The following is a 13236-nucleotide window of genomic DNA, read 5'->3' as shown; positions in this document are numbered from 1 at the left end:
TCGTCACGACCTCGGCAGGTCCGCGAAACCCCGCGCAAGCACTCACGCGCCGATGCGCTCGACCTTCAGCACCGGGCGGCCCGCGTCCCGCGACGCCGGAATGTCCACGTGGCCGACGATCACCCAGTCGTTCTCGTCCTCGGGGTCGAGCAGGACTTGCGCAAAGTCCCAGCGCACCTCGCCGGTCTCCAGGGTCAGGAGCGCAGGCCCGCGCGCCTCCGGATCGGTGCGCAGCGCGGCGTGGCTCTCGAAGAACGGCGTCATCGCGCGCTCGACGGCGCCCGGTTCCAGCGCCGAGAGCTCGGCGGCTTCCTTCCAGTCCCGGCGGGAGAGCGCGCGGATCAGCTGGAACAGCTCGTTACGCAGGAGCACCGTGAAGCTCCTGGCGTCGCGGGTGACGTCCTTCGAGCCCTCGGGCTCGAGCTCCTCTCGGGCCTTCGGCAGCGGCAGCGCGCCCTCGCCCTCGCGCATACGCTCCCACTCGTCGAGCAGGCTGCTGTCCACCTGCCGCACCATGGCGCCGAAGAAGGTGATGAGCTCCTCGACCTCTTCACTGCGCTCGGAGAGCGGCACGGTCTGGACCAGCACCTTGTACACGTCGGACAGGTAGCGAAGCAGCAGGCCCTCCACGCGCTCCAGGCCGTACTCCTTCACATACTCCGAGAAGGACATGAACTGCTCGACCATGTCCCGGGCGATGGACTTCGGCCGGATGTTCTCGGCGCCGACCCAGGGGTGCTGCTTCGCGAAGGCGTTGAATGTGTCGTAGATGAAGTCCCGGTTCGGCTTCGGGTAGTCCATCTCGTCGAGCCGAGCCATGCGCTCGTCGTACTCGACGCCCTGAGCCTTCATCTCGGCCACGGCCTTGCCCTTGATGTGGTCGAGCTGGCGCTGGAGCACCACCTCCGGGTTCTCCAGGATGGACTCGACCAGGGTGAGCAGATCCAGCGCGTGGGTCTCGGTCTCCGGGTCGAGCAGGGGCAGGGTGTCGAGCAGGTAGAGCGAGAGCGTCTGATTGAGCGAGAAGTCCTGCTGCAGATCGGCGTTCACCGTGGCGCGTCCGTCGTGCCGCTCGACGATGCCGGCGTCCACGAGCGAGCGGAACATCGCCAGGGCGGTGCGGCCGTGGACGCGTTTGTCGTGGGGGCGGTCGTGGCAGCTCGCGATCAGGCGGGCGAGCGGCATGCAACCGCCGTCGGGGCGCCCGAGCACGTTGACGATCATGCCGTGGCTGACCCGGAAGCGTGACGCCAGCGGCTCCGGCGGCGAGGTCATCAGCCGCTCGAAGGTCGCCCGGTCCCAGTGGGCGTAGCCGCGCTCGGGGGGCTTCCTCCGCACGATCTTCCTCTTCTTGGAGGGATCCGCGCCGGCCTTGGCGTCGAGCTTCAGGTTCTCGATCACGTGCTCCGGCGCTTGCACCACCACGCTGCCGCGGTCGTCGAAGCCCTTGCGCCCGGCGCGCCCGCTGATCTGCTGGAAATCGCGCACGCTCAGGATGGTGGTGCCCTTGCCGTCGAACTTGCAGAGCTTGGTGAAGAGCACGCTGCGGATCGGGATGTTCACGCCGACGCCGAGCGTGTCGGTGCCGGAGATGACCTTGAGCTGGCCCGCCTGCGCGAGCTTCTCCACGGCGAGCCGGTACTTGGGCAAGAGGCCGGCGTGGTGCACGCCGACGCCGTGGCGCAAAAAGCGCGAGATCTCCTTGCCGTAAGGGCTGTCGAAGCGGGCGCCGCGCAGCGCCTCGGCGATGGCGCGCTTCTCGTCCTTGCTGCAGAAGTCTACGCTCATCAGGTTCTGGGCCTCTTCCGCCGCGCCGCGCTGCGTGAAGTTGACGATGTAGATGGGCGCGCGCCCGCTCTTGATCAGCTCGGCGACGGCCTCGTGCAGCGGCTTCTCGCTGTAGGCGAAGTCCAGGGGCACCGGCCGGTCCGTCGAGCGCACCAGCGCCGTGGGCAGCCCCGTCAGGTCGGTGAGGCACTGCTCGAAGAAGCTGGTGTCGCCCAGGGTGGCGCTCATCAGGAGAAAGCGGCTGTTTCGCAGCGTGAGCAGCGGGATCTGCCAGGCCACCCCGCGCTCGGCGTCGGCGTAGTAGTGGAACTCGTCCATCACCACGTCGTCCACGTCGGCGGCGGAGCCTTCGCGGAGCGCCATGTTGGAGAGGATCTCGGCGGTGCAGCACACGATGGGCGCGTCGCGATTCACCGCGGCATCTCCCGTCATCATGCCGACGTCCTCGGCGCCGAACTCTTCCACCAGCGTGAAGAACTTCTCGCTGGCCAGGGCCTTGATCGGGCTCGTGTAGAAGCAGCGGCGTCCCTGGGCGACCGCGAAGAAGCACACGGCGTAGGCGATCAGCGACTTGCCGGAGCCGGTGGGCGTGTTGAGGATGACGTTCTTGCCCGCGGCGATCTCGAGCAGCGCCTGCTCCTGCGCCGGGTACAGCTCGAGCCCGCTCGCGCTCACCCAGTCCAGGAACGCCGAGAGGATGGCGTCGGGGTCGGCGTCACGCGGGACGACGTCGCCGAGTCGGGGGCGGACAGGCATTGGGGTTGGCATGATAGGCTCACCGCTCGGTGGACCTGCTCCGAAACCGTATCCAGCACTACGCCTGGGGCTCGCGTTCGGCGATCGCCGAGCTGGCGGGTCGGCCGAGCCCCACGCCGGAGCCGGAGGCGGAGCTGTGGATGGGCGCGCACCCGCAGGCGCCGTCGGAGATCCTGCGCGACGGCGCTTGGCGCCGTCTCGACCAGGTCATCGACGCGGAGCCCGAGCGCGAGCTGGGCGCGCGCGCCCTCGCGAGCTTCGGCCCGAGGCTGCCGTTCCTGCTCAAGGTGCTGGCGGCGGCGGAGCCGCTCTCGCTCCAGGCGCACCCGAGCCTGGCTCAGGCGGAGGCAGGCTTCGCCCGGGAAGAAGCCCGCGGCATCCCGCGGGACGCGCCGAATCGCTGCTACCGCGATCGCAGCCACAAGCCAGAGCTGATCTGCGCGCTCAGCCGCTTCCACGCGCTGTGCGGGTTTCGTCGGGTCGAACGCAGCCGGGAGCTGTTCGCACGGCTCGCGACGCCCGAGCTCGAGCTCGTGCGAGAAGCGCTGAACGGCGGGGACCTGGAGCGCGCGTTCCGGCAGATCATGACGCTCGGGCCGGGGCACCGAGAGCGCGTGGTGAGCGCGACCCTGGCGGCCTGTCGCGACGTGAGCGGCGACTTCGCGGCGGAGTGCCGGTGGGCGCTTCGCTTCGGGGAGCTCTACCCGGGGGATGCGGGCGTAGTCAGCTCGCTGCTCCTGAACCTGGTCGTGCTCGAGCCGGGTGAGGCCCTCTACCTGCCGGCCGGCAACCTGCATGCCTATCTCGAAGGCGTCGGCGTCGAGATCATGGCCAGCTCGGACAACGTGCTCCGGGGCGGGCTCACGCCCAAACACGTGGACGTGGCGGAGCTGTGCAGCGTGCTCGTCTTCGAGAGCGGCGACGTCGAGGTGCGGCGCCCCGTGGACGGTCGCTACCCGACGCCGGCCAGGGAGTTCGAGCTGTCGAAGGTGGCGGCTCCGGCACAGCTCGGCGTGACTGGTCCGGAGATCGTGCTCTGCGTCGAAGGTGAGGTGGCGCTCGAGCGCGGGGCCTCGCGTCTCGCACTCGCTCGCGGGCAGTCGGCGTTCGTGAGCGCCGCGGACGGGACCTACGCGCTGTCCGGCACGGGCAGCCTGTTTCGCGCTACGCTCGGGGGCTGAGCATGCCGGAGTTCCACCGCGGCGAGGCCACGTTCCTGCGTAACTGTCTCGGGTCCTTCTCGGAGCACTTCGAGAACAGCGTGGTGGAGGTGCTGTCGCGGGAGCTCCGCGGCATTCAGCCCGCCAACGTGCAGGAGCTTCGCGAGCAGATCCAGCTCCTGATGCGCCAGCTCGAGTCTCGGGCGGTCCACGAGGCGATGGAGGGTCTGCTCAAGCGGGTGCTGCTCAGCGAGCGGCGGCGCGTGGCGGAGTCGCTGGAGGTGCCGCTGGCGAAGGCCGTGGATCCCCACGTGGTCGGCGCGCTGCACCGCGAGGTGCGCCGCTACGAGGACCTGCTCGCTGCGCCCTGGTGCGTGGCTGCCAGGGCGCAGCGCATCCCGCGCCTGACCGACTTCCTGTCCATCCGCTTCGCCGCCGAGGCCATGCCGGACGCTCCGGCGCTCGCCCCGCGGGCCTACGACGAGAAGTTCCACATCCTGGAGGCGCCCCGGCTGTTTTTCCCGGATCTGGCCCACTTCCGCCACGAGTGCGAGCTCCGGAGCGCGGAGCTGGTCGTGGCCTACGTGGACATCGACGACTTCAAGGCGGTGAACGCCAAGCTGACCGAGACCGTCGTCGATCTGAAGGTGCTGACGCCCTTCCTCGAGATCATCGAGGCCTGGGCCTTCGCGCGGGCGCACGCCTATCGCTTCGGTGGTGACGAATACGTGCTGCTCGTTCCGAACGCAGGCCGCTCGCTCGCGGCAACCCTGCTCGGCGAGCTGCGCGAGCGCATCGGCGCCGCCGTGTTCTCGGGGACCGACGTGCGGCTCTCGGTGAGCATGGGCGCCTGCCTGGTGGACCCCGACTGCCCGCTCACCGACCGCGAGGTCCTGGGGCGCGCGAACGCGGCCAAGGCCCGGGCCAAGGCCGAGAGGAAAGGCAGCATCGTGATCGCCGAGCCGCCCGAGTACCGAGCGGAGTGCGCGGAGCTCGGCTAGTGTGCCGAGTCCGCAAATCGGGCCCAATGTGACCTCGGCACACTAGCGAATTCGCGGAGCGAATTCCGCGGGGTGAATCGCGCGAAGCGCGAGAGGGGCGCGCGGCGCCCCTCCGAGGAAAATAGTGTCGGCGCTGCGATAGCAGCGCCGCGCGGAGCGCGGTCCGCAATTCGGTTGCAATTGCGGACTCACGACACTAGCGCCGCCGCCTCCGCCCGAGCAGCCCGAGCGCTGCGAGCGCGAGCCACGCGCTCGTCGGCGGCGCGGGCGCAGCACGGCAGCCGCAGCCGCCGTCGTCGGACGAGTCAGCGCTCTTCTTGCCGCCGCTCGCCGAGCCGCCGGTGCCGCTGCCCCGCCGCCCGCCGTCGCGCCGCCGCCCGCCGCGCCCGCGCTGCCCGCGCTGGCTGCGCTGCCGCCGGCGCCGCTCGAGCCGCCGCGCTGCCGCCGCCGCCACCGCTGCCCGCCGTGCCGCCGCTGCCACCCGTGCGTGGTCCGTAGCCCGGCGGCGCGGTGCCGAGCTCGTAGGCGCCGAGATCGGGCGCCGTTCCCGCGAAGCCGTCGTTCACGTTCGCGAGCTTCTCGCCCTTGTCCACCGCGGCGCCACCGCTCTTGAGCGAGAGATCCGGGGAGGTCACGGCCGGGAACGGATTGCCCGGGAAGGTGACGCTGGCCGCGAACGTCGAGAGGTCGACCTGCACCGCGTTCTTCTCCGTGGTCTTGCTCTTGAGCTCGGCCAGGCTGGCGAAGTTCTGCCCACTCACCGTGCCGGTGAACTTGCTCGTGCCGATGGACCCGAGGCCGTCGTAGTCGAAGCTGCAGCTCGCCGCCGCCGCCGACAGGCTCAGCACGTCGCCGTCGCCGTTGCCGTAACCGCCGTAGGTTCCGCCGCCGGTGCCGCCGATGAACAGGTTGTTGCGGAACCAGGCCCGCGCCCAGGCGTCGCTGGCGTACACGGCGAAGGCGTCGCCACATTTGACCACCGTGTTGTGGAAGGCGACGTCGCCGATGCTGCCGCGGTGCAGCTTGAACGGCGAGTAGACGACGTTGAACATCACGTTGCGGATGAAATACGCCGGGCCACCCAGGCTGGGCTGGGAGCTCATGCCGACGAAGCTGTTCACGACGCGGTTTCCGTACACCCGCGTGTTGCCCATGGTGAAGTCGGCTTCGATGGCGTCGTCGGCGCACACGTCCAGGTCGTTGCCGTAGATGTCCCAGGAGATCTGGTTGATGGCGCCGCTGTCTTCCAGCGTGCTGATGCAGTCACGGAAGCCCTTCACTTTGTTGTGGCAGATGACGTTTCCCGGTCCCGTCATCGCGATGCCTTCGCCCAGGTTGTTGCCGTTTGCGCCCAGAGCTGGATCGTTCCAGCTGGTCGTGCCGGTCACCACGTTGTCGCAGAAGTAGCCGTTCACCGAGCCCGGCCCGTAGGCGATGATCCCGTCGTCCGGCGTGTTCACCGTGCAGCCCTTGATGGCGACTCCTTCAGCGTCGTTGAACTTGATCTTGCCGTTGACGGTCAGGCCCTCGACGTAGACGAAGGAGCGCCCGTCCAGGCGTACGTCGCCGTTCACCACGGCCTTCCCGGTGTTCTCGGCGCGGATCACGATGGGTGCAGCCTCGGTGCCGTCCGCCTGGAAGGTGAAGGTCGCGTAGTCGCCGTCCGCGAGCAGCAGGATGTCGCCGGGCTGGGCGCCGCTCGCCTGGCTCGCGAAGGTCGAGGGCGTCACGTTCTTGGTGGTGGCGTTCGCCGCCGCCACCGGCAGCTTGCGTGTCGTGACGTTCAAGGTCTTGGTCGCATTGCCGCCATCGGGGTCGGTCAGCGTGAGCTCGACCTCGTAGCTCGTGCCCGGTGACAGGCCGAAGATGCTGCCGGCGTGGCGGTTCTGCCACGAGAAGCCCTGGTTCGAGCCGGCGGGCACGCGGAAGAGCGGCAGGCCGTCCAGCCAGGTTGCGTCGCCGCTCTTGCGATAGCGCACCTTCGCGACACCGTTGGCGTTGGCATCTCCGCTCACCAACCACTCGAGCGAGACGTTCTCCAGCGTCGGGTAGGGCGCCGTGGCGTTGCCCGCGGTCGTCGCGTTCTGCGCGAACGTCGAGCGCGCCGAAACCAGAGCCAGGAGCGCGAGCGCGCTCGCACACGAAAACCGCTGCGCCTTCGCCATCCGAGACCTCCGCCGGCAGTCTACGCGCGGCTTGGACCCGACGCGAGCAATGCTGCTAGGCTGAGCCTCGATGTCGAGGTTGCTGCCGCGCTTGCTGCGTGCCGCGGAGTGGGGCGCCGTGCTCGCGCTGGGCTCGAGCTGCGGTGGTCAAACGGAGGGAGGAAGCGCTGCGACTTCCGGCGGCTCCGCTGGCGCGACCAGTGGCGGCGGCAGTGGTGGCGCAGGTGGAAGCGTCATCGACGCGGGCACCGGCGGTGCACCGGTGGACTCGGGCTCCGACGCGGACGACGGGGGAGTCGATGGGAGCTTGCCGACCACGCCGTACCCGACTCCGGCGGGTTGCTTCGGCCCCTTCCACGATGGCGGCTACTACGGGCAGTGCTGCGAGAAGGTGACGTGCACGAGCACGACGGACGGCTCCTGCCCGCCCTACCCCGTGCCGGGACCCGGGGACTGGCCAGTCGGATCGGGGTATTGCGGTTGCGGCACGACCGTTTCGCCTGGACCCTTCGCGCCGCAGGATCCGAGCACGGAGGGTCCCTGCTGCTACGTCTACAGCACGATCGCGTGCGACGGCCGCCCGCTCATCGTGCGCGGCACGCCCCGGCTCGCTCCGCTCCGGCGGCGCTCGGACTGGGGCTGTCCCGGAAGCCCCGCTCTCGCGGTGGGGTGAGGCATGGCTTTGGGGAGGAAGCGCCCGAGCACTTCCTTATTGAAAATGATTTTCATTTCCGTTATCACTCCGGCATGCGGCTCGCTACTGTCGTTTTTGCCCCAATCCTGACTTTGGCCGTCGCTTGCGGCGGCGACGACCCGGCCCAGAGCACCTCTGGGGGCGGCGGCTCGGGCGCCCTCGGTGGTGGGGGTAGCGGCGGCAGCACCGGTGGCACCGCGGGCGGGGGCGCGGCCGGCAGCGGCGGCTCTCCGAGCTGCGGCGTCCAGATCCCGGACAACTACCCCGCGACGGACTTCGACACCAACACCGCCGTCGAGGCCGACGTCATCACGCGCTTCAAGGCGTTCCTCCAGCCGATGAAGGACGCGGAGCTCGCCGCGACCACGAAGCCGACCGCGGCGCAGCTCACGGCGCTGTTCGACGCCGGCACGCCCAGCCTGCGCAGCCTGACCACCAGCTACTACGCCGGCGAGATCGACGGGCTGATCAGCGAGTTCGAGAAGGCGGCGGGCAACACCTGGAAGCCGGCGGAGCCGCCACCGGCGACCGGCGGCATCTACTCGAAGTGGATCTTCGACGCGCGCGGGAGGGATCTGCGCCAGGCCATTGAAAAGGGCATGTTCGGCGCCACCCACTATCTGCACGCGGTCACGCTCACCGAGTCAGGCCCGGACGCGAAGGCCATCGATCGAGTGCTCGCGATCTACGGCGCGCACCCGTCCTTCCCGCACGACGACAAGGACCCGACGCACCCCGATCAGTTCACGGCCCAGTACGCCAAGCGCCGCGACGACAAGACGGACACGAACCCGGGGTTTTATCGCAAGCTGAAGGCCTCGTTCATTGCCGCGCGCACTACCGCGGCGGCGGGAGCCGACTGCGCCGCCGACAGGGACGCGGCGGTGGCAGCGATCAAGCTCGACTGGGAGCGCGTGCTGTTCGCAACGGTCGTGTTCTACGCCAGCGACGCCACCAAGAAGCTCACGGTGGACCCCCCTACGGACGCGGACGTTGGCGCGGGGCTGCATAGCCTGGGGGAAATGGCCGGTTTCGTCCACGGCTTCCGCCAGCTGGGCGCGACTCAGCGCAAGATCACCGACGCCGAGCTCGACGAGCTGCTCGGCCTGCTCGGCGCGCCGGCGGCCGGAGACGCGACCAGCTACAAGTTCGCGACCGACACGGCGATCGAAATTGGAAAGCTCGCCCAGGTCAGCGCGAAGATCAAAGCTGTGTACGGCTTTTCCGACGCCGAGATGGAGACGTTCAAGGTTGCGTATTGAACGTCGCGTAGCGCTCGCCTGCGTGGCTGCGGGCTTGATCGGCTCAGGCGCGTGCCAGAAGCGCCAGGACGACCCCAGGAAGAAGGGGTCGCCGAGCGCGGCACGCGCCGAGCTGCTCGCCTCCGTTGGTCAGTGCATCTTCGCTACCTACCAGGAGGGGCATGCCGCCGTCGTCGCGCTCGACGCCAGCGTCAAGGCCGCGGCGACGGACCCGTCGCCTGACAAGCGCGCCGCCGCGAAGGGCGCCTGGTCGACGGCGATGGAGATCTGGCAGCAGGCAGAGGTGATGCAGGTGGGGCCCGCTGCGAGCGCCTCGCTGCCGGGGGGCAAGGGCCTGCGCGACGAAATCTACTCCTGGCCGCTCACCGGACGCTGCCTGGTGGAGCAGCAGATCGCGAGCAAATCGTACGAATCGAGCGGCTTCGCGACCGCGCTGGTCAACGTGCGTGGGCTCGACGCCGCGGAGTACCTGCTCTTCCACGAGGCCGCAGACAACGGCTGCCCCGCGAACGCGACCATCAACTCCAGCGGGACCTGGGCGGCGCTCGGCTCGGACGAGATCGCATCCCGCAAGGCCGCCTACTCCGCCGTGGTCACTGGCGACGTGGTCGTTAACGCCACCAAATTGCTGGACGCTTGGGATCCGGCCAAGGGCAACTTCCTGGCCCAGCTCGAGACGGCCGGTCGCGGCGGCACGATCTGGACCACGGATCTCGGCGCGGTGAACGCAGTGAGCGACGCGCTCTTCTACATCGAGAAGCAGGTCAAGGACATGAAGCTCGCGCGGCCTCTCGGCCTCCTCGAGTGCACGACCGCGACGTGCCCCGAAGCGCTGGAGTCGCGCTTCGCCAAGCGCTCGAAGCAGCACGTCCGAAACAACCTGCGCGGCTTCGGCAAGCTCTTTGCGGGCTGCGGGCTCGACGGGGAGGGCAAGGGCTTCGAAGATCTGCTGGTGGCGAGCGGCGCCTCCGACCTGGCCAAGCGCATCGCCGACGCGCTCTCCGGCGCCATCGCCGCCGCGGAAGCCATCGAGGAGGGTGATCTGGATCAGGCACTCGTGGACGACTTCGCGTCGGTCAAGGCGCTCCACGACGCGATCAAGGTCCTGACGGACCTGCTCAAGAACGAGCTCGTCATCGTGCTCGGCATCGAGCTGCCGAAGACCGTGGAGGGCGACAATGACTGAGCGAGCCGCGAGCTGCCTGCTCGGTGCCGCTCTGCTCCTGTGCGTCGAGCGTGCAGCCGCGCAGCCGGCCGAGCCTCCGGCGGACCAAGAGGCTACGCAGCCGGAGGCCGCGCCGGCCGCCGAACCTCCGCCCCCTGATGCGGCCCCGCCGCCGCCTCCGCCCGGGGGCGACAACGGCGGCGTGATGGTGGTCGGCTCGCGGCTCTCGCGCCTCCCGGGCTCGGTCCACGTGATCAGCAGCAAGCAGCTCGAGCGGCGCGAGCTCGACGATCCGCACGCCGTGCTGTTGAGCGTTCCCGGCGTCTCGGTGCGCGGCGAGGACGGCGTCGGGCTGCGCCCGAACATCGGTCTGCGCGGCGTCGCCACCGACCGCAGCAAGAAGATCACGCTGATGGAGGATGGCATTTTGCTCGCCCCGGCTCCCTACAGCGCGCCGGCCGCCTACTACGTGCCGCTGGTGACGCGCATGAGCGGAATGCGCGTGATCAAGGGCCCCGCCGCCATCGCCTACGGACCGCAGACGGTGGGCGGTGCCATCGACTTCATCACTCGGGAGCCTCCGGGGTCGGCCTCCGGCCGCGTGGACGTTGCGGGCGGCGAGCACCGCTACCGCAAACTGCACGCCTTCTACGGAACGAGCGACGAGAAGAGCGCATTTCTGGTCGAAGGCGTGCACCTGGGCTCGAACGGCTTCAAGGAGCTGGACGGCAACCCGAGCGCGAACACCGGCTTCTATCGGAACGAGTGGATGGCGAAGGCGTCGTTCGTGCCCGACCCGACCTCGAGCGAGCGCCACGAGCTCCGGCTCAAGCTGGGATTCTCCGACGAGCAGTCGAACGAGACCTACCTCGGGCTCACCGACGCAGACTTCGAGACGAGCCCGTTCAGGCGCTACCGCGCCTCCGCGCTCGATCGAATGCAGTGGCACCGGACTCAGCTGGTGCTCTCCCACGAGTGGGGGCCCGCGCCGGAGGTGACGATCACCTCCTCCGTGTATCGTCACGACCTGGAGCGCAGCTGGCGCAAGCTGAATGGCTTCCGCGGCGCGGATCTGTCCGACGTGCTCGCGAGCCCTACCACGCCGCAGAACGCGGTCTTTTACTCTGTGCTCACCGGAGCCTCGGACACCGCGAGCGACGCCGAGCTGCTCTTGATCGGCCCCAATCGGCGCAGCTTCGTCTCGCAAGGCGTGCAGACGCTGATCCGATGGAAGCCGCCCGGTCGGTCACTGCGTCACTCCGTCGAGTACGGGCTGCGCTACCACCACGACAGTGTGGACCGGCACCACTCCCAGGATCCGTTCCGCATGCTCGCAGGCCAGCTCGAGAACGCCGGGTTGCCTACGGAGGTCACCGCCGACAACGAGGCGAGCACCCACGCCGTCGCCCTGCACGTCGCCGACACGATGAGCCTCGGTCCCTTCACGCTGACGCCGGGGTTGCGCGCGGAGCTAATCCGCACCGAGAGCGAGGACCGGCTGAGCGGCGCGCGCGCCGGCAGCTCCTATCCGGTCGTCTTGCCCGGCATCGGCGCGAGCTGGGAGTTTCTGCCGAACACGCTGCTGCTCGGCGGCGTTCACCGCGGTTTCAGCCCCGCCCCTCCGGGGCAACCGGACTCGACCGAGCCCGAGCTCAGCGTCAACTACGAGGCCGGCGTGCGTCACGCGGGGCGCCGGCTGCGCGCCGACCTGATCGGCTTCTACAACGACTACTCGAACCTCACGGACATCTGCACGTTCTCGAGCGGCTGCCTGAACCAGAACCTGGACCGTCAGTTCGACGCGGGGACGGCCCGTGTGTTCGGCGTCGAGGCCTCGTTCGACCACGAGCTCCGCGTCCGCGGGGAGCTCTACGTTCCGCTCCTCGCGGCCTACACCTACACTTACGGCGAGTTCCTCAGCTACTTCGACTCCGAAGATCCACAGTTTGGTCAGGTGAGCGCTGGCGATCCGATCCCCTACTTGCCGGAGCACCAGGCCTCGGCCACCACGGGCCTCGGCGAGAAGAGCTGGGAGGCCACCGCCACCGGCACTTACGTCGGCTCCATGCACGAGCAAGGAGGAGCCGGCGGTCCGCTCGCAGGAAAGAAGACGGACGCGTACTTCACGCTCGATCTCGCCGCGCGCTACGCGGTGACGAGCTGGCTCGACGTCTACGGCGTCGCGAAGAACGTCCTGGACCAGCACTACCTGGCGTCGCGTCGCCCGTTCGGCGCCCGGCCGGGCGCGCCGCGCAGCGTTCAGGCCGGGGCAAAGGCGTCGTTCTGATGGGCGAAGAGCTGCTCTCCGAGGTCGCGCAAGGCGTGCTGGAGCCGCTGCTCTCGCTCGTCACCGCCACCAAGCGCGTGTATCTGCCCTTCTTGCTCGGCGCGGGGCTGGTCGCCAGCCTGGTCTGGGCGCTGAAGCTGCGTGGCCGCGTTTCGCTGCTCTCGTTCCTCTTCCCCAAGCGGATCTGGCTCCACGCCTCTGCGCTGCTCGATTACCGGCTGATGTTCGTGCGCGCGCTGCTCTCGGCGCTCATCTTGTGGCCGTTCGTCGTCTCCTCGATGGAGGTTGCCCTTGCCTTGTCGCGCCGGCTCGGCGCCGCGCTCGGTCCCGGACCGTTTCGAGGCGCCGAGGAGTGGGTGTCACTGGCCGTCTTCACCATCGCCGGCTTCCTGGCCGAGGACTTCGCGCGTTACCTGGTGCATCGCCTCGCGCACCGCGTACCGGTGCTCTGGGAGCTGCACAAGGTGCACCACTCGGCAGAGGTGCTCACGCCCTTCACCGTGTACCGAACCCACCCCTTCGAGAGCGTGCTGATGCGCGCCGGCGCCGCGCTCGGGGTGGGCGTGGCCGCGGGCCTGGTCAGCTGGGGCTTTGGTGGTCGGGTCGCCGCCTGGCAGATCCTGGGTGTTCACGCCATCGGCTTCATCTGGAACCTGGCAGGCTCGAACCTGCGGCACTCCCACGTCTGGGTCTCCTACGGCCGCGCGCTCGAGCACTTGCTCATCAGCCCCGCGCAGCACCAGATCCACCACAGCGACGACCCGCGCCATCACGACCGGAACTTCGGCTCGACGCTGGCCATCTGGGACTGGCTCGGCGGCTCCCTCTACGTGCCGCGTGGCCGCGAGGCGATCCGATTCGGGCTGCCCCCGGAGCTTCAGAACCACCGCCCGACCGTAGCGTCCGTGCTGCTGTCACCGCTCAGGGCGGCGCTGGGTCGGCTCCGGGCCTGACGTCG

Annotated in this window: 9 protein-coding genes and 1 pseudogene; 7 read left to right on the top strand and 3 right to left on the bottom strand. The window is 69.3% G+C overall.

Annotated features, from left to right (window positions below; translation table 11 throughout):
* Window positions 1–42: 42 nt before the first annotated feature.
* Window positions 43–2556 (bottom strand): DUF3516 domain-containing protein, encoded by a 2514-nt coding sequence (locus HS104_18135; protein ID MBE7481884.1) that lies wholly within the window; start codon window positions 2554–2556, stop codon window positions 43–45.
* 17 nt (window positions 2557–2573) lie between these two features.
* On the opposite strand from HS104_18135, the gene manA reads away from it, so the two are divergent.
* Both manA and HS104_18125 read left to right on the top strand, forming a co-directional pair.
* Window positions 2574–3725 carry a mannose-6-phosphate isomerase, class I gene (manA, locus tag HS104_18130; protein ID MBE7481883.1) on the top strand — a complete coding sequence of 384 codons (1152 nt, stop codon included), beginning with the start codon at window positions 2574–2576 and terminating at the stop codon, window positions 3723–3725.
* A gap of 2 nt (window positions 3726–3727) precedes the next feature.
* On the top strand, window positions 3728–4705 hold the full coding sequence (locus tag HS104_18125) for a diguanylate cyclase (GenBank protein ID MBE7481882.1): 978 nt from the start codon (window positions 3728–3730) through the stop codon (window positions 4703–4705).
* Between the two features lie 196 nt (window positions 4706–4901).
* On the opposite strand, the gene HS104_18120 is transcribed toward HS104_18125, so the two are convergent.
* Entirely contained in the window at window positions 4902–5240 is a 339-nt protein-coding gene (locus HS104_18120) for an MYXO-CTERM sorting domain-containing protein (protein ID MBE7481881.1), read from the bottom strand.
* Window positions 5191–6870, bottom strand: a pseudogene (locus HS104_18115) (right-handed parallel beta-helix repeat-containing protein). The gene HS104_18120 and the pseudogene HS104_18115 overlap by 50 nt, the downstream one beginning before the upstream one ends.
* 70 nt (window positions 6871–6940) lie before the next feature.
* On the opposite strand from HS104_18115, the gene HS104_18110 reads away from it, so the two are divergent.
* The 5 genes from HS104_18110 (at window position 6941) to HS104_18090 (ending at window position 13231) form a co-directional block, all read left to right on the top strand.
* A complete protein-coding gene (locus tag HS104_18110; GenBank protein MBE7481880.1) occupies window positions 6941–7543 on the top strand; it encodes a hypothetical protein in 603 nt (200 codons plus the stop codon).
* A 74-nt stretch (window positions 7544–7617) separates the two neighbouring features.
* Window positions 7618–8826 carry a hypothetical protein gene (locus tag HS104_18105; protein MBE7481879.1) on the top strand — a complete coding sequence of 403 codons (1209 nt, stop codon included), beginning with the start codon at window positions 7618–7620 and terminating at the stop codon, window positions 8824–8826.
* A gap of 22 nt (window positions 8827–8848) precedes the next feature.
* On the top strand, window positions 8849–10012 hold the full coding sequence (locus HS104_18100; GenBank protein MBE7481878.1) for an imelysin family protein: 1164 nt from the start codon (window positions 8849–8851) through the stop codon (window positions 10010–10012).
* Window positions 10005–12278, top strand: coding sequence for a TonB-dependent receptor (locus HS104_18095; protein MBE7481877.1), 2274 nt, complete (start codon window positions 10005–10007; stop codon window positions 12276–12278). The genes HS104_18100 and HS104_18095 overlap by 8 nt, the downstream gene beginning before the upstream one ends.
* Window positions 12278–13231, top strand: a complete 954-nt coding sequence (locus tag HS104_18090; GenBank protein ID MBE7481876.1) for a sterol desaturase family protein — start codon at window positions 12278–12280, stop codon at window positions 13229–13231. Before HS104_18095 ends, HS104_18090 begins: the two co-directional genes overlap by 1 nt.
* Window positions 13232–13236: the final 5 nt, after the last annotated feature.

Source organism: Polyangiaceae bacterium (assembly GCA_015075635.1).
Lineage (GTDB): Bacteria > Myxococcota_A > Polyangia > Polyangiales > Polyangiaceae > JADJKB01.
This window is presented reverse-complemented; position numbering and strand designations above follow the sequence as displayed.